The organism is Chryseobacterium nepalense, assembly GCF_023195755.1.
Classification (GTDB): Bacteria; Bacteroidota; Bacteroidia; order Flavobacteriales; family Weeksellaceae; genus Chryseobacterium; species Chryseobacterium nepalense.
Genome location: NZ_CP096203.1, coordinates 2,053,790 through 2,071,587, shown reverse-complemented (window position 1 = coordinate 2,071,587; position 17,798 = coordinate 2,053,790). Strand labels below are relative to the sequence as shown.

The window sequence follows — 17,798 nt, the reverse complement described above, 5'->3', positions numbered from 1 at the left end:
TTATCACTACTCATTTTTTTTGATTCATCTTTAACAATTGATATAATCCCTCCAATTCTTTTGGGGGGATTCCTGCATCAAAAGAGGAAGAATTATAAGTTTTGTCTCCTGAAGTTATGGTGATTATTGAAGACAGTGCACTGTCGGAAAATCTTTTTGTAGTTGGCGATTTGTAGCTGGATATTTTTGAAAGATTCAATAAATTTACTTGTTTGATAATATTTGCCCAATAAGCTTTAGAAATTTCAGATTGTGAATTAATTCCATTGAAATCAGTTATTAATGAATCTTTTTTATAGATAATTAATCTGTTGGTACCTCTTGTAAATTCTCTTAATTCGATTTTTTCGATTTGATCATTTTCCTTACTTGTTAATGTATTATTTTTTGATTCTATGGAGTTATTTCGAGAAATGCATTTTATGTTTATCAGACAGCATAATAAAAGACAAATAGTGTATGTTTTCATATAAAATCGTAATTTTTATTGATGTTGTCCTAAAAGTATGCCGCAAATTAATATATTTGCACACAAATTAATATTCTTAAAATGAATTATAAAATTACTTTTAAAGTACCATTTTTATTCTTTGTATTATTATGCTGTTCAATCTTTGCTCAAAAAAGGAAAATTCAAGAGCAAGGCCAATTTGTATTCGGCAAAACATATACGATAGATGATTTGAAGAGAATGAATGGGGTTATCAGATGTGCGTCTACAGAATACGAAGCAATGCTTCAAAAACAAGATCCAAACAGGATGACAGATGCCCAGTTTGAAGCATGGATTGCTCCTTTAATTGAAAAATCCAAGACTAATAAATCGCAGAATGGCGGAATTATTACGATTCCCGTAGTTGTGCATGTTATTCACAGTGGCCAGGCTTATGGTGTGGCTCAGAATATTACTGATGAGCAGGTTCAGTCTCAGATTACTGTAATGAACAATGATTTCAGAAGAATGGCTGGAACTCCGGGCTTTAATACAAATCCTGTAGGTGCAGATGTAATGATTCAATTTGCATTAGCAAAAGTAGATCCTAATGGAAATCCTACAAATGGTATTGATAGAGTGCGTATTTGTCAAGATTCTTGGACAACGTCTGAGGTTAATGCCAATGTAAAACCTACAACAATTTGGGATCCTACTCAGTACATGAATATGTGGAGTGTTAAGCTTGGAGGTTCAAGTTCAAATATATTGGGTTATGCGCAGTTTCCATCAAACTCTGGTGTTATAGGTATGCCTGCTGGAGGTGCTGCCAATACTGATGGTGTTGCGGCTAATTATAGAACATTCGGAAGCTCGGATTATGGAACAAATTTCGCTTTGGATGCTCCCTACGATAAAGGAAGGACAATGACTCATGAAGTAGGTCACTTTTTAGGACTTAGACATATTTGGGGAGATGATTCAGATCCTTTAGTTTGTGCTACAGATTATTGTAATGATACACCTCCTGCTCATGAGGATAACTATACTTGTACTTTGCCTATTGAAAGTTGTACTCCCGGTCTATTTGAAATGGTAGAAAATTATATGGATTATACTAATGATACATGTATGAACATTTTTACATTAGATCAAAAAGCAAGGATTACAGCTGTAATGAATAACTCTCCTCGGAGAGTTGAATTGAAAAATTCAGTAAAGGATTTGCCAATTCCATTATTTGCTAATGATGCAGAATTAAAAGCAGAAAAAATTTGTACATCATCTTCTTCTTGTCAGGGTACTAGTTCTATTTCAGTACCATTTACTCTGTACAATAGAGGTACTTCTCCGCTTACATCTGCGGTGATCACTTATACCGTAAACGGTGGCGCTTCACAAACGTATAACTGGACAGGTAATCTTGCTCAAGATAAATATGCTGCAATATCTATTATGGCTGCAGAAAACTCTACAATTTCTGCACAAATTACTTCAGTAAACGGAACTTCTGATGCGAGAGCAAGTAATAACACTGCGTTTTCATTTGCAGGGAATTATACAACAACACCTCTGGGTAGTACTTCTGTTACTTTTACACTACAACCAGATTTTTACGGTTCAGAAACGACTTGGACATTAAAAAATAGCGCGGGAACTACTATAGATTTCGGAGGGCCATATTCAAATGGGGTAGCTGTTGGAAATCAAATCGTATCATTACCTGCTTTAGTTACTAAAACATGGAATTTAGCGCCAGATTGTTATACATTCACTATTAATGATTCTGAGTCAGATGGTATAGAATATTACGGTTATTATAATGTAAAAAACTCATCTGGAAATATTATAATTTCTGAAGGATCAACTAATTTTGGAGCTACACAGTCAAAAGCATTTAAAGTATTGGTATTGGATACAAAAGATGTAAAAGATGTAGGTGTAAGTGATATCCAGATTTATCCGAATCCTGTATCAGATATCTTAAACATTACCAAAGTTTCTGATAAGGCATCTTATAAAATTTACAGCACTGCCGGTCAATTGGTAAGACAAGGGAATATTATTGACGGAAAAATCAATGTTTCCGAACTGATCAAAGGTGGTTATATAATTACTGTTGAAGAAAAAGGAAAAGATTTATTCACTTCCAAATTCATTAAGAAATAATAAGATAATTTTAAATGATTAATTCAATCCCTGGGGAAACCCGGGGATTTTTTTATTGTGCTGTAAAGGGCTTGAATAAATCTTCTATTATTTATGAATAATTTTAAAATACGGTAAATGCATTTGTGAAAAATAACTATTGCAAGAGTTGGTTTGAATAATTGTGAATTTAGTATGAAAAAAATATTTGCATTTTCATATTAATAATAAAAAATGATTAGATTTGTATAATTAATATAATATTGAGAAAGTTATGAAGAAAAATTTTACTTCTTTCTTTTTCCTCTTTTTGTTTGCGATTACCAGTGCACAATGGAGTCCTACAACATTTAGGGGAGAAAAAACAAGAGCAGGCTCCGATATTAAGAGCTATTACACTCTGAACATTTCTTTGCTAAAGTCTCAATTGGCAAAAGCGCAGGAAACGGGTAAAAATGCAAAGCCCGTTACCATTTCCTTGCCAACTTTAGAAGGAAAAATTGAAAAGTTTGCCGTTTACAGCTTCCCTGTGGTAGTTAAGGAACTGGCAGACGAGTATCAACTGGGATCTTATGTAGGTGTCGGGATTGATGATCCCGGAAAATACCTGAGATTCAGCTTAGCACCGGATGATTTTCAGTCGATGATAATCAAAAACGGTGTCTATGAATTTATAGAGCCGGCCGATAAAGGCAAAACGGTTTATGGTGTGCACCCAAAAACTGATAAAAGCAACGAAGGCTTTCTCTGCTCTATGAACGAAGACCGTTTGACAAAAATGGAAATCGATAAGCTTTATAAAGCTGGAAAAACATTCACCAACCAAACAACCGATTTTTCGAAATCTTCTGATAAAAAATACAGAACGATGAGATTGGCAATGTCGGTAACCGGAGAGTATACCCAATATTTTGGGGGTACAGTAGCCAATGCACTGGTTGCCGTGAATGCTACTTTAACGAGAGTAAACGGTGTATTTGAAAAAGATTTTGCCTTACATCTTAATTTACAGAACTTTCCGGGAGTAATTTATACAAATCCCGCCACAGATCCGTATTCTCCTGCTGCGCAGATGAATAACTGGAATCTTCAGTTACAGCAAACACTTACAGCAAATGTAGGAAGTGCCAATTATGATATCGGTCACTTATTCGGAGCTTCAGGTGGGGGAGGAAATGCTGGATGTATAGGATGTGTATGTATCGATCCTGCTAATAATAATGCAACCCAGAAAGGCTCGGGATATACTTCTCCTGCAGATGGTATTCCACAGGGAGATAATTTTGATATTGATTATGTAGCACACGAAATGGGACACCAGCTAGGTGCAAATCATACATTTTCACACGGCCTGGAAACTGCAGGTGTAAACGTAGAACCGGGTTCCGGCTCTACTATTATGGGATATGCCGGAATCACAGGAACCAACACTGATGTTCAGGCTCATTCAGATCCTTATTTCCACGCAGTAAGTATTACCCAGGTTCAGAATAATCTTACCAGTAAAACATGCGATGTTGAAACGGTAATTGCCAATAATCCGCCTGTAATTACTCCTTTACCTTCTTATAATATTCCTAAAGGTACGGCATTCGTGTTAACAGCTTCTGCTACAGACGCAGAAAACGATCCTATGACGTATTGCTGGGAAGAGGTGGATAACGCAAACGTTACCATTAATAAAAATAATCTTGGAACAACTGCAAGTGGAGCTACGTTCAGATCATTTAATCCGACGACAAGCCCTACAAGGTATTTCCCTAAACTAGCATCAGTATTAGCTGGTGTGCTAAATAATTCCAATAATGGATGGGAGTCTGTTTCTACTGTTGCGAGAACAACAAATTTCAGAGTAACGGTTAGAGATAACAATCCTGATCCTACTCAGCAGCAGACGCAATTTGCAAATCAGCAGATTATTGTTGGGAATGACGGACCTTTCAAAGTAACTTCTACGACTGCTTATAACAATGCACCAACTGCTATTACATGGGATGTTGTTAATACTACAGCAGCACCTTATAACGTAGCAAATGTAAAAATTGATTATACAACCGACAATGGAGTTACATGGACAGTAGCAACTGCTTCTACGGCTAACGATGGTAATGAGTCTTTAACACTAACCGGCCTTACGGTTGGAGCCACCGTTAAAATCAGAGTAAGTTCTATAGGAAACGTATTCTATGCAATCGGAAGTGCTACAGTAACGAGCTTGGCCAGCTGTACAGGTGCAGCCCCGACAGGTATTGCAGTATCTGCAATTACACAAACTACCGCTACTGTAACATGGACTGCCGCGGCAAATGCCACATATGTCATTCAGTATCGTCCTGTTGGAGGTACTACATGGTCTACTGTTACTTCAACAGGAAATTCTGTAAATCTTACAGGTTTAAATGATGGAGTTCAATATGAAGTGCAGGTGGCAACAGTTTGTAATGGTGTTCAGGGCGCTTTCTCTGCATCAACAAACTTTACAACATTGGGTCTGAACTACTGTAATATGACATCAAATAACTTTAATGATGAATATATTTCTAATGTTACAGTTACGCCGAATGGTGCTGCAGTAATGAGCAATAACTCTGGAGGTTCTACTTATACAGATTATACAACTACGCCAAGTGCTCTTGTAAATCTTGTAATAGGATCAGCAAATAATACGGTATCTGTTAATAAGTTCTGGACTGGTTTTGCATTCAGTGAAGCAGTAGGTGTTTGGATTGACTTCAACAGAAACGGTGTTTTTGAAGCTTCCGAACAAGTAATGAACTCGCCGGCTAGTACAACAACTCCGGTTTCAGCTACTTTCGCAGTACCGGCAAATGCCTATAACGGACCTGCTACCACGAGAATGAGAGTGGCAATGCAGTTTAATACTTCACCTACAATGTGTACAAGTTTTACATTTGGAGAGGTTGAAGATTATGCAGTGAAATTAATACAGCCGATTCCTTGTACAAGTAACGCTCCAATAAACCTTACGGTTACCAACCTTACTGCAACTTCTGCTTACGTAATGTGGGATCCGGCAGCAGGAGCAACCTATGTATTACAATACAGACCGGTAGGTTCTACAACATGGACTACAGTTCCATTAACAGCTAATGCATATACAATAAATGGTCTAACTGAGCAGACATCTTATGAGGTTCAGGTTGCATACGTATGTTCGGGAACAACAGGGACCTTTACGGCACCTTACCAGTTTACAACGCCACAGGTAACTTATTGTACAATTAATTCAAACAATAATACCAATGGTTATATTTCTAATGTAACAGTTACTCCTACCAATTCATATGTAATGAGTAATAATTCAGGAGCAGATACCTATACAAATTATTCAGCTGACCCTGCTAAATTAATTACATTAGTTCGTAATACCACAAATAACAGTATTTCCGTTTCCAAATCATGGTTAACAACAACTACTTCTTCATTAGCTGTTGGGGCATGGATTGACTTTAATAGAAATGGAATTTTTGAAACTACGGAAAGAGTAATCAGCACTACAGCAAATACTACTACTCCGATAAGTGCTACATTTGTTGTTCCGGCAACTTCATACAATGGGCCGCTGACCTTAAGAATGAGAGTTATTTTCTCTACCAGCAGTATTACAGATCCTTGTGCAACAGTTGCCAACGGAGAGATTGAAGATTACGCGGTTAAGATTATTGATCTTTCACCTTGTACAACAGCTGCTCCATCTCCAATTGTTGTTTCGAATATTACTGCTTCTACAGCTTTAGTTTCATGGATTAATGCTACCGGAGCTACCTATTCTTTACGATACAGAACAGGAACTGGTGCCTGGACAACTATTGCGCCGACAACAAACCCTTACACGATTATCAACCTAAACGGATCTACTACTTATGAAGTACAGGTAGCAACTACTTGTGGCGGTACCACAGGCGCTTGGTCAAGTTCCGTCAACTTTACCACACCTGCTATATCATACTGTAATTCGGGTACGGCAACGGTTAGTGACGGATTTATTAATAATATTACGGTAACAGGTACAGCTACACCTATGATGTCTAACAACTCTGGGGCAAGTACTTATACCGATTATTCTAATGATCCTGCAAAAATCATCACGTTAGCCCGAAACTCTACGGGTAATGTACTTTCTGTAGGGAGAACAATATTATCAAGCACATATTCTACTTATGCATGGATAGATTTCAACGGAGACGGAATATTTAATAATAATCCAACTACGGTAGCGGGAGGAGAAAGAATTATGAACCTTGGATATTCTTCTACTACACCTGTAACGGCAACATTCCCGGTTCCGGCAGGAGCTTATGCAGGAACCAATAAAGTGAAAATGCGTGTTATTGTGTATTTCCTTACACCAACAGATGCATGTTCACCTCTTACAAGCAATGGAGAAGTTGAGGATTATCAGGTGAAATTTGTAGATATTCAGCCTTGTACTACAGCAGCTCCTTCAGGAATTACTGTGTCAAATATCACAGCTACTACAGCTACTATATCATGGATTTCTTCAACAGGAGCTACCTATCTTGTTAGATGGAGAACAACAAACCCTGTGGGGGCTTGGACTGTATCTCCTGCACCGATTACCGGAAACAGCTATAATATTACAGGTCTTACGGAACAAACAGCTTATGAAGTACAGGTTGCTACAATTTGTGGCGGAGTTCAGGGACCTTGGTCTGCTTCTACACCTTTTACTACAACGCCTATTACCTATTGTAATATGACCGGTACGGGTACAACTGATTTTATCTCTAATGTTACGGTAACTTCAGTGAATCCGGGTATTCCTCCAATGAGCAATACATCCGTTCAGACCAATTATATTAGCTATACAACTCCGGCTACTTTAATTAATCTGGAAATAGGATCTACAGGTAATCAAATCTCCGTATCAAAAGGAGCAACACAAAATGATGCCGTATCTGCCTGGATAGATTTCAACAGAAACGGAGTCTTTGAAACCTCAGAGCAGATTATGGCTTCTGCCGCGAGTACAACAAGCCCGGTAACCGCATTATTTAGTGTGCCGGCAAATGCATACAACGGAAATCTTAACACGACAATGAGAGTTGTTCTCAAGCGTACAAGTGCTCCTGTAATGTGTCAGAATGCCGTAAACGGAGAAGTGGAAGACTACGCGGTGAAATTAAGACCATGTGCAACCACCACCCCTACAAACGTAACATTCAATACGATTACTCATACGTCTGCTAATGTAACTTGGACTGTTCCTGCGGGAGGACTTACATTTATTGTAAGATACAGAGTAGCCGGTACTGGAACATGGTCACAGGTAGTGGCTTCTACATTAACCGGAAACCCGCCATTGGCTCTTACAGGATTAACTCCTGCAACAACTTACGAAGTACAGATTGCCGCAAGCTGTGGTACAACACCGGGAACATTTACACCGGTTCAGACATTCACAACGAGATGTGATCCTACACCTCCAAATGTAACTGTCGGTACTGTAACTACAAACTCTGCTGTAATAAGCTGGTCTCCGATAGTAGCGAGTGCAACTTATGTATTAAGATACAGAGTTGTAGGAACGGGTGCATGGACGACTGTAAATATTACTGCAGCACCTTTAAATACGTATACTCTTACAGGTTTAAGCCCGTATACAACATATGAAGTGCAGGTTGCTAATCAATGTAACGGAGAAACAACAGTGAACGCCTGGTCTAACCCTAAAGTATTCACAACTGAAAGAACGTGTGAACTACCACCTCCGGGATTAACAATTACCAACCTTACTCCTACAACAGCAGTCGTGGTATGGGATTCTTTCCCTGGAGCAACCTATATCTTGAAATATAGAAAAGTAGGTATTCCAAGCTGGACAACAGTCACTTCAAACACAAATACAATTACACTTACAGGATTGTTGGAATTAACGCAATACGAGTTGCAGGTGGCTAATGTATGTAGCGGAACACCGGGAACATATACTTTACCATACTTCTTTACAACTCCTACGGTAGTGTACTGTCAGATGTCAGCGGTTTCATCCGCTGCAGGATATGTTTCGAAAGTGAAAGTTACACCAAACGGGAAACCTGTAATGGAAAACGCATCAGGTGCATCCAACTATACAGACTATACAGGTGTTTCTGCCAAGTTTATAGAATTGATTCAGGGTTCTTCAAACAACCAGATTACAATTGATAAAAAACTTTCAGGAAACACTGAGGCTGGTGTAGCTGTCTGGATTGATTTCAACAGAAACGGATACTTCGATATTAACGAAAGAGTGATGGCTGTTGCTCCGAATACTGATGCTACCGTTAGCGGAACGTTCACAGTGCCGGCAGATGCTTTCGTGAGCTTAACAGACTACAAATACGTAGTAATGAGAGTGGCATTGTCAAAAGATGCTATTCCGGTGAACTGTACAAACATTCCTAACGGAGAAGTTGAAGATTATACCGTAAGGATTTCTAAACTTCCTGTTCCTAACCCAGTTAATCAGACGGATATCTTAATATATCCTAACCCGGTTAGTTCAATATTGTATGTGAAAAATATCAGCAAAAAAGCGAATTATAAGATCTACAATGCGGCAGGACAGTTGGTGTCAAGCGGAATTATTCTGAATAATAAGATTGATGTACACACTTTAATCAATGGTGTTTATGTGATCGATATTCAGGATGGAAATGAAGTTACCGCTCAGAAGAAATTCATCAAAGAATAATCATTTAATTATTAATCATTTAACAGGTTCTCAGTAATGGGAACCTGTTTTTTTATGATTATTAACTATATGGATTATCATTTTTAGGATAAAAATATTCAGGTTAATTTATCATAATATAATTTAGAAGTCACCGATTGTATTTTGTTAATGTAATATTTATATTTAAAGTCGGAAATATATAAGCATAAGCTAAGTCATTTAGATTGTAAAGTATAAGTATATTGAAGGCCTGTCAATTATTTCACACCTATTTTACTACTAAAAATTAAACAACACAATATGATTAAAAACACGTTATTTCTTCTTCTCTTTTTTGTTGCCTGTACTTCTGATGAAGAAAGTAAAAGGCAATTAAACTCCCCTTATCAGGGAGAGTGGGGCGGAAACTTTGATGGGGGTAACACTGGAACTATAGATTTTATTGTTGACAAGGAAGGAACAATAAATGGTATTTTAGTATTTTCATCAAACAATTTATCAGAAGAATTTCAGGGCTATGTTGCCTTTGATGGAAAGTTTTATATTAATTCTCCTAATAAATATTATTTTTCCGGAATTCTTAATACATCTGCTCCGGCAAAAGGCAAATGGAAAAAGTTAGAATCTTCTAATTCGTATATTTCTGGAAATTTTACAATTAATAAAAAATAGTATGAGAAAATTTGTTTTGGCTTTATCAATAATAACAGGTGTTTTTACAACCGCTCAAGAAAAGGAAGGTATAGAAAAATCCTTAACGGGAGTTCAAATAGGTATATTGGGAGCAAATATATATAACGAAGCTCGCTTAGATGAAAATTTAAGTCTGCGTAGCGAAGTATCACTTTACCCATCTATCTGGGGAGGAGATTTATATTCAAAAACAGGATTTGCACTTGCTCCTGCAGTTTCTCTTTCTCCAAAATGGTACTATAATTTAAAGAAAAGATCAAATGATGGAAAAAGAACCAAAAATAATTCAGGTAATTATCTATCAGCGAAGTTAGAATATATACCTGATTGGTTTGTTATATCGAATACTAAAGACATTCATGTAAATCCAACTTTAGCTATAATACCTAATTGGGGTTTAAGAAGAAATTTTTCAGAAAACTTTAATTATGAGTTAAGATTAGGATTAGGCATTGGTAAAATTCTAAAAGAAGATTATGATTTGCAAGTTATCCCTGAAATTAGCTTTAAATTAGGATATGACTTCTAAACTTTAACAATAAACCCGCTGTATATTCAGCGGGCTTTTATATTTTATTCAATGTCGAAAACTATCTTTTCTGTAATTTCTTTTAAATCTTCGAGATTGGTATTGTTATAGATAATGCAATCTGCCAGTTTTATCTTATCTTTTTCAGGCATTTGCTTTTCCATGATGGCCTGTACCTCTCTGTACGTTTTACCATCCCTGTCCATTACCCTCTTCATTCTGATATTATCTTCTGCCGTTACCAAAATAGATTTATAACATTCTTTATTAAGTTTCAGTTCAAATAATAAAGCGGTTTCTTTAAAAATCAGATATTTTGTCTGCTTCTTAATCCAATCTTCGAAATCAAGACGTACTGCAGGATGAATAATCTGGTTTAACTGCTCCAGTAGATTCTGGTTGGTGAAAACTTTTTCAGCGACAAATTTCCTGTTATAAATTCCATTTGCGTCATATGACTCTTCACCGAGAAGTTCTTTAATTTTTGCTTTCAGGGCTTCATTTTCGTTTACAATATCTTTGGCTCTGTCATCTGAATAATAGACGGGAAATCCAAACTCTTCGATAAATTTTGCCACCGTGGTTTTTCCGGATCCTATTCCACCTGTAAGACCGATGATCTTGGGTGATGACAATGGTTCCGGCTCAGCTTTCTGAGTTTCTGAATGTAGTTCTTCCATAGTTTGAATTAATATCCGAAAACATCATTAAAACTAAATGTCTCATCAAGTCTTACACCCTTTTCCGTCATCTTAAGACTGGCAAGTTCGTTGTGGGCATCGTGCTCAAAAAACAACAAGTACTCATTATCCACGCACTGTTTTAAGAATTTTCCCTTTTCTTCAAGAGTAAGAAGAGGTCTGGTATCATATCCCATTACATATACCTGGTTGATGTGCCCTGCGGTCGGGATAAGATCTGCTGCAAAAACAATGGTTTTTTCCTGATATTGAATCACGGGAAGCATCTGTTTTTCAGTGTGGCCATCAACAAAAATAACATCCATTTTAAGATCCGGTGCGAAACCGTAATTTCCGGTGGTAGGAAGAGGTAAAAAATTAAGCTGCCCGCTTTCCTGAATCGGAATGATATTTTCCTTTAAAAAACTCGCTTTCTCTCTTGCATTAGGCTCCGTTGCCCATTTCCAGTGGTTTTCATTGGTCCAGAACTGTGCGTTTTTGAAAGCCGGGCGGTATCCTGTTTTGTCATCATTCCATTCAATAGCACCACCGCAATGATCGAAGTGAAGATGCGTAAGGAATACATCCGTAATGTCTTCTCTTACAAAACCATATTTCTTTAAATTTTTATCTAAAGTATCATCTCCCCAAAGAGAATAATGACTGAAGAATTTTTCATCCTGCTTGTTTCCCAGTCCGCAATCTATTAAAATCAGCTTTTTGCCGTCTTCAACAAGAAGGGAACGGGTTCCCAGCTCAATCAGGTTTCTTTCGTCTGCAGGATTGGTTTTTTCCCACAGACTCTTCGGGACGACTCCGAACATGGCGCCGCCATCCAGTTTAAATTTTCCGCACTGTATTGGATATAGTTTCATATTAAGATTTATAATGTTTGTTTATTTCTGAAAAATAAGATTTTCACGCCAACCTGAAAAATAATTTAGTAATTTTTTGTTGACGCATAAATATGTCATAGCATGTGCACTTAAAAAAGTTCTCCCGGATTTTTTGATCTGGAAATATTTAAGTGTTTATAGGCTTTATCGGTTACTTCACGTCCTCTCGGCGTTCTGATGATAAAACCTTCCTGAATTAAAAAAGGCTCATACACTTCTTCCAGCGTTTCAGGATTTTCCCCGATGGACGTTGCCAGTGCAGAAATGCCTACGGGTTTTCCCTTAAAATTTTCAATCATTACCCGCATGATCTTGTTATCCATCTCGTCAAGCCCAAATTCATCTACGTTTAGGGAATCAAGTGCATATTTGGTAATGTTGATTTCAATTTCCCCATTTCCTTTGATTTCTGCAAAATCACGAACCCTTCTCAAAAGAGCATTGGCAATTCTCGGGGTTCCACGGCTTCTGCGTGCAATTTCAATGGCTGCATCTTCATAGATTTTTACTCCTAAAACCCTGGAACTTCTCTGAATAATCATCGACAAAAGCTCTATGGTATAATATTCCAGCCTGCTTTGAATCCCAAATCTTGCAAGCATCGGTTTGGTAAGCATTCCGCTTCTTGTGGTGGCACCTACTAAGGTAAAAGGATTTAAACCAATCTGAACACTTCTCGCATTCGGTCCGGTTTCCAGCATAATATCAATTTTATAGTCTTCCATTGCAGAATAAAGATATTCTTCTACAACAGGAGACAAGCGATGAATTTCATCAATAAAAAGGACGTCATTTTCTTCAAGATTGGTCAGCAGCCCGGCAAGACTCCCTGGTTTATCCAGCACGGGGCCGGAAGTAATTTTGCAGTTTACTCCAAGCTCATTGGCAATAATATTGGCCAGTGTCGTTTTACCAAGTCCTGGCGGGCCATGAAGTAGTACATGGTCTAATGCTCCGCCACGTTTTTTGGCAGCAGTTACAAAAACCTCGAGATTTTCCAGTGTTTTTCTCTGCCCTGCAAAATCTTTAAAACTCTGCGGGCGGATCTGTTCTTCCTGTGCAAGTTCTTCACGGGAATAGTTGTCTTTATCCGGATGTAAAAAGTCTGGCATTAATTCAGTTTCATTTACTGTAAAGATAGGAAAATTGAGGTTAAGAATAAAGATTGAGGTTAAGATTAAGATAAATGTATATCGTTTTACAAGTTATCATATTAATTTATTTTAAGTAATTTTGAGAGGAAAAATAATTAATAACAAATGATAAAAGATTTTACTGATGCCCGTATGGCAAAAGGCAATGGATATTGCTGAAAAGTGTTTCAATCTATCAGGGGATTTACCCAAAAGAAGATACGCACTAATTTCACAATTAAGAAAATCTGCCGAAAATATTTCTTCAAATATAGCGGAAGGTTTGGCAGAAGAACTTCAAAAGCCAAAGCAGGTTTTATGATATTTCCAGAGATCTGCATTTGAAACAAAAAACCATGTAATATACGGAAACAGAGTAAAATATTTTTCAGAACAGGAGAGTTTGGAATACAGAATTTGATTGGTGAAGTTTTACACGATTTAAATAAAATCACAAATCGTTTAAGTGCCATTAAACCTTAATCTAAGCCTCAGCCTAAACTTAATGTTAATGAAACTAATTGGTCCTTTTAAACAAATCGTAACACTTGCCAACCTTCCTTTAAGAGGAAAAATATCCGATGAGCAGCTTGAAATTATTGAAGATGGCGGAATTATAGTCAGTCATAATAAAATCCGGCAGATTGGAAATTTTGAAACTTTACAATCCGAAAACCCTAATATGGAAATTGAAAAAATAGAAGGGGAACAAATTGTATTGCCGGCATTTACGGATTCTCATACCCATATCTGTTTCGGGGGCAATCGTGCTAATGATTTTGCAATGCGCAACGCAGGGAAAACATATCTCGAAATTGCAGAAAGCGGAGGTGGAATCTGGAGTTCGGTTCAGCATACGAGAAATGCTTCTGAAGAAGAACTATTACAGACATTATTACAGAGGATTGATTTTTTATTAGCCCTTGGTATTACCACAATCGAAATAAAAAGCGGATATGGGCTCGATGTTGAAAATGAGCTCAAGATGTTACGAATTATAAAAAAAGCGCAGCAGCAAACCAAAGCAACGCTCATTCCTACGTGTCTTTCAGCTCATTTAAAACCACGTGATTTTGGAGGGAGCAATCAGGAATATTTACAATATATTTTAACAGAAATATTGCCTAAAGTAAAAGAAGAGAATCTGGCGAAACGTGTAGATATTTTTATTGAAAAGTCAGCGTTCCAGCCGGAAGAAAGTAAAGTGTTTTTACTTAAAACTAAAGATTTAGGTTTTGATATTACCGTTCATGCAGACCAGTTTACACCGGGAAGTTCAAGGATTGCAGTAGAGGTGGGTGCAAAATCTGCAGATCATCTGGAAGCAACTGTTGATGAAGATATTGAATTTTTAGCACAATCGGAAACGGTTGCAACTGCTTTACCGGGTGCAAGTCTGGGACTGGGAGAAAAATTTACGCCTGCCAGAAAACTTTTGGATGCAGGAGCTATCTTGGCCATTGCCAGCGACTGGAATCCCGGTTCCGCACCAATGGGTAATCTCATTACACAGGCATCGATTTTAGCAACTTTTGAAAAACTGACTACCGCTGAAGTTTTAGCCGGAATTACTTTCCGCTCGGCTTTTGCGCTCGGACTGGAAGACAGAGGAAAACTTGAACCTGGAATAAAAGCAGATTTTGTAACTTTCAAAACGAATAATTTCCAGAATGTTTTATATAATCAGGGGAGTTTAAAAGCGGATAATGTTTATGTTGATGGAATGAAAATTAATAATTTATTATAATAAAGAATATGCTTAGGTGTTCTCAGCATGAGACAATCTTGCGTTTTTGCTCTGCGCATATTGTCATGCTGAAAGCATCCAGACACAATCATAACACAGATGATAAAAAATAATGTTCGAATTGAATGAAGGAATTTATAAATTTTATGTTTATATCTTAACCAATAAAAGCAGAACCGTTTTATACACAGGAGTTACAGGAAATTTACATCAAAGATTATTTCAGCATGTACATAAAGTTAATCCGAATAGTTTTACTTCAAGGTATAATACTTGTTTCTTAATTTATTATGAAAGCTTTGGCTGGATACAACAAGCTATTGAAAGAGAAAAAGAAATCAAACTTTTAAAAAGGAATAAAAAACTTGAATTAATAAGAACCACAAATCCTAATTTAGATTTTCTTAATTATCTTTTTGAATAATTGGCTGAGATGCTTACAGCATGACAAATACGAACCACACACAAATAAATTATTGAAGATGAACAATATTTGGCACGGAAGATTAGACGGAGAAGATTTGCTTTTCCACAGAATATTTCAGAGAGTTAGAGAGGAAAAGAACTATGATCTTATTTCAACGAAGGATTTCGTTTTACACGGTTTTGCTGTGGATGAAGGTGTTCTCAGAAATAAAGGAAGACAAGGTGCAAAAGATGCACCGGATATTATCAGGAAAAATATGGCAAATTTTCCGGTTATCCGGCCTGATTTTACCTTACTGGATTTCGGAAATATTATGTGTGATGGGCATAACCTGGAAGATGCCCAGAATAACCTTGCAAAGAATGTATCTAAAGTATTGCTTAAAAACGGGAGATCTGTTGTTCTTGGTGGTGGACATGAGGTTACCTATGCACATTACCTTGGTTTAAAGACCGCATTTCCGGAACAAAAAATAGGAATTATTAATATTGATGCCCACTTTGATAACCGCGAGCCTGAAAATGGGGTAGGAGCAAGTTCAGGTACAGGATTTTGGCAGATTGCACAGGAAGGTCCCATCAGTTCTTTACACATCGGGATCCAAAGGAATTCCAATACGCTTAAATTATTTGATACGGCTCACCAATACGGAATGAAATACATATTAGCAGATGAAATCTTCTTTGAAAACCTGCCGTCTGTTTACCAGAGAATTAATGATTTGGCAGAAAGTGTAGACTATCTTTATCTTACGATCTGTATGGATGTTTTCAATGCGTCAATAGCTCCCGGAGTTTCTGCTTCTGCATATAACGGAATCTTTGCAGATGCTGCATTTATGCATCTTTATAAGCATATTTTAAAAAGTGAAAAGCTTGTAGCGCTGGACGTGGCAGAAGTTAATCCGCTGTATGATATCCAGGACAGAACGGTAAGACTTGCGGCAACACTTGTTAACGAATGGTTTATGATTTAGCATCAATCTGATAGAGAGAATCATTATTTTACTAAAACTTAAGGAATATATTTTGCTCCTTTCATCATGCTTTTAAAGCAATAATAAATTCATTTTGAATTTAAAACAGAGATTATTTATGGAACAATTAATCGAAAATAAACTTATCAAGGCAGATAAGGCATTTTCAGAATGGAAGAAAATTCCATTCGACCACCGGCAGAAACTCATTGCCAAAGCAGCTGAAATTTTAAAAACAAGATCTGAAGAATTCGGTACCATCATAACTTCGGAAATGAACAAGCCGATTTCCCAGGCTATTGCTGAAGTAGAGAAGTGCGCCTTAATGATGAATTATTATGCAGATGCCGAAAACATTTTACAACCTGAAAAAATACAGTCAGAATATTCTTATTCCGAAATTCATTATGTCCCTAAAGGTGTGATCCTGGGAGTTATGCCATGGAATTTTCCTTTCTGGCAGGTTCTGAGATTTGCTGTTCCTGCTATTCTGGCAGGAAATACTGTTGTATTAAAACACGCATCCATCTGCTTTGGCAGTGGGAATGCTATTGAAAAAGTTTTTATCGAAGCTGGTTTTCCTGAAGGCGTTTTCCAGAATCTTGAGATTGGGCATAAAGATGTAAAAGAGGTTCTTGAGCATAAAATTATTTCCGGGGTAAGTCTTACAGGAAGCGAAAAAGCAGGAGCAGAAGTAGCCTCCATTGCCGGACAGAATATTAAAAAATCCTTACTGGAATTAGGCGGCAGCGATGCATTTATTGTTTTGGATGATGCTGATCTGGATGAAGCGGCTAAAGTAGGGGCTTTGGCGAGACTTCAGAATTGCGGGCAAACATGCGTAGCGGCAAAAAGATTTATCATTGATGAAAAAATAGAGGATGTTTTTCTTCCAAAATTTATCGAAGAGTATAAAAAATATGTTCCTGCCGATCCCATGGATAAGGAAACGAAAATTGCAGGAATGGCGAGGCCTGATCTTGCAGATGACTTAGAGAATCAATTCCGTAAGGCATTGGAAAATGGTGCTGAAATTATTCTCCCGCTGGAAAGAATTTCTGATAACGAATTCAAGCCTGGTTTAATAAGGGTAAAAGAAGGTAACCCGATCCTGCAGGAAGAGTTATTTGGACCGTTGGGAATGGTAATGACTGCCAAAAATGATGAGGAAGCATTACAGTTGGCCAATGATATTCCTTTCGGACTTTCAAATTCTGTCTGGACAAAAGATAAAGACCGGCAATTATTTTTTATTGAAAATTTAGAATCAGGAACGGTAAATATCAACAGAATGACAAGTTCTGATCCTCGTTTTCCTTTTGGAGGTACTAAGTCTTCCGGATATGGAACCGAACTTTCCTTATTGGCTTTAAAGGAATTTGTTAATGTGAAAACGATTTTAGGTCAGTAATTAGGTAAGTTTTAAATCGGATTTT

13 protein-coding genes are annotated in these 17,798 nt (G+C 37.2%); 9 read left to right on the top strand and 4 right to left on the bottom strand.

The genetic code is table 11. The features are described 5' to 3' along the window. Positions 1–10: 10 nt before the first annotated feature. Entirely contained in the window at positions 11–469 is a 459-nt protein-coding gene (locus M0D58_RS08950) for a hypothetical protein (protein WP_248388504.1), read from the bottom strand. Between the two features lie 81 nt (positions 470–550). On the opposite strand from M0D58_RS08950, the gene M0D58_RS08945 reads away from it, so the two are divergent. The 4 genes from M0D58_RS08945 (at position 551) to M0D58_RS08930 (ending at position 10,503) form a co-directional block, all read left to right on the top strand. Continuing rightward, the gene (locus M0D58_RS08945) at positions 551–2,602 is read left to right on the top strand and encodes a M43 family zinc metalloprotease (RefSeq protein ID WP_248388501.1); all 2,052 of its coding nucleotides are present in this window, start codon (positions 551–553) and stop codon (positions 2,600–2,602) included. Positions 2,603–2,855: 253 nt separating this feature from the next. Then, entirely contained in the window at positions 2,856–9,299 is a 6,444-nt protein-coding gene (locus M0D58_RS08940; protein ID WP_248388496.1) for a GEVED domain-containing protein, read from the top strand. A gap of 282 nt (positions 9,300–9,581) precedes the next feature. After that, positions 9,582–9,953: a hypothetical protein gene (locus M0D58_RS08935; protein ID WP_248388493.1), complete on the top strand. Its 372-nt coding sequence runs from the start codon at positions 9,582–9,584 to the stop codon at positions 9,951–9,953. A gap of 1 nt (position 9,954) precedes the next feature. Further along, a complete protein-coding gene (locus M0D58_RS08930; RefSeq protein WP_248388491.1) occupies positions 9,955–10,503 on the top strand; it encodes a hypothetical protein in 549 nt (182 codons plus the stop codon). A gap of 44 nt (positions 10,504–10,547) precedes the next feature. Here M0D58_RS08930 and coaE read toward each other — a convergent pair whose 3' ends face one another. The 3 genes from coaE to ruvB form a co-directional block, all read right to left on the bottom strand. Further along, complete coding sequence (gene coaE, locus M0D58_RS08925) at positions 10,548–11,183, bottom strand: dephospho-CoA kinase (protein WP_248388489.1); 636 nt, start codon at positions 11,181–11,183, stop codon at positions 10,548–10,550. Between the two features lie 8 nt (positions 11,184–11,191). Further along, positions 11,192–12,058, bottom strand: a complete 867-nt coding sequence (locus tag M0D58_RS08920; protein ID WP_248388486.1) for an MBL fold metallo-hydrolase — start codon at positions 12,056–12,058, stop codon at positions 11,192–11,194. Between the two features lie 110 nt (positions 12,059–12,168). Next, positions 12,169–13,191, bottom strand: coding sequence for a Holliday junction branch migration DNA helicase RuvB (gene ruvB / locus M0D58_RS08915; RefSeq protein WP_248388483.1), 1,023 nt, complete (start codon positions 13,189–13,191; stop codon positions 12,169–12,171). Between the two features lie 187 nt (positions 13,192–13,378). On the opposite strand from ruvB, the gene M0D58_RS08910 reads away from it, so the two are divergent. From M0D58_RS08910 to M0D58_RS08890, 5 genes are all read left to right on the top strand, one after another. Next, complete coding sequence (locus M0D58_RS08910; protein WP_248388481.1) at positions 13,379–13,534, top strand: four helix bundle protein; 156 nt, start codon at positions 13,379–13,381, stop codon at positions 13,532–13,534. Between the two features lie 189 nt (positions 13,535–13,723). Then, positions 13,724–14,959 carry an imidazolonepropionase gene (hutI, locus tag M0D58_RS08905; RefSeq protein WP_248388478.1) on the top strand — a complete coding sequence of 412 codons (1,236 nt, stop codon included), beginning with the start codon at positions 13,724–13,726 and terminating at the stop codon, positions 14,957–14,959. Between the two features lie 112 nt (positions 14,960–15,071). Continuing rightward, positions 15,072–15,383 (top strand): GIY-YIG nuclease family protein, encoded by a 312-nt coding sequence (locus M0D58_RS08900; RefSeq protein ID WP_248388476.1) that lies wholly within the window; start codon positions 15,072–15,074, stop codon positions 15,381–15,383. A gap of 58 nt (positions 15,384–15,441) precedes the next feature. After that, a complete protein-coding gene (hutG, locus tag M0D58_RS08895; protein WP_248388473.1) occupies positions 15,442–16,362 on the top strand; it encodes a formimidoylglutamase in 921 nt (306 codons plus the stop codon). A 118-nt stretch (positions 16,363–16,480) separates the two neighbouring features. Then, positions 16,481–17,773: an NAD-dependent succinate-semialdehyde dehydrogenase gene (locus tag M0D58_RS08890; RefSeq protein ID WP_248388470.1), complete on the top strand. Its 1,293-nt coding sequence runs from the start codon at positions 16,481–16,483 to the stop codon at positions 17,771–17,773. Positions 17,774–17,798: the final 25 nt, after the last annotated feature.

Bases quoted from the DNA above. Each gene is read 5' to 3' on its own strand.
- M0D58_RS08950 (WP_248388504.1), bottom strand. From the start codon at position 469: ATGAAAACATACACTATTTGTCTTTTATTATGCTGTCTGATAAACATA.
- M0D58_RS08945 (WP_248388501.1), top strand. From the start codon at position 551: ATGAATTATAAAATTACTTTTAAAGTACCATTTTTATTCTTTGTATTA.
- M0D58_RS08940 (WP_248388496.1), top strand. From the start codon at position 2,856: ATGAAGAAAAATTTTACTTCTTTCTTTTTCCTCTTTTTGTTTGCGATT.
- M0D58_RS08935 (WP_248388493.1), top strand. From the start codon at position 9,582: ATGATTAAAAACACGTTATTTCTTCTTCTCTTTTTTGTTGCCTGTACT.
- M0D58_RS08930 (WP_248388491.1), top strand. From the start codon at position 9,955: ATGAGAAAATTTGTTTTGGCTTTATCAATAATAACAGGTGTTTTTACA.
- coaE (WP_248388489.1), bottom strand. From the start codon at position 11,183: ATGGAAGAACTACATTCAGAAACTCAGAAAGCTGAGCCGGAACCATTG.
- M0D58_RS08920 (WP_248388486.1), bottom strand. From the start codon at position 12,058: ATGAAACTATATCCAATACAGTGCGGAAAATTTAAACTGGATGGCGGC.
- ruvB (WP_248388483.1), bottom strand. From the start codon at position 13,191: ATGCCAGACTTTTTACATCCGGATAAAGACAACTATTCCCGTGAAGAA.
- M0D58_RS08910 (WP_248388481.1), top strand. From the start codon at position 13,379: ATGGATATTGCTGAAAAGTGTTTCAATCTATCAGGGGATTTACCCAAA.
- hutI (WP_248388478.1), top strand. From the start codon at position 13,724: ATGAAACTAATTGGTCCTTTTAAACAAATCGTAACACTTGCCAACCTT.
- M0D58_RS08900 (WP_248388476.1), top strand. From the start codon at position 15,072: ATGTTCGAATTGAATGAAGGAATTTATAAATTTTATGTTTATATCTTA.
- hutG (WP_248388473.1), top strand. From the start codon at position 15,442: ATGAACAATATTTGGCACGGAAGATTAGACGGAGAAGATTTGCTTTTC.
- M0D58_RS08890 (WP_248388470.1), top strand. From the start codon at position 16,481: ATGGAACAATTAATCGAAAATAAACTTATCAAGGCAGATAAGGCATTT.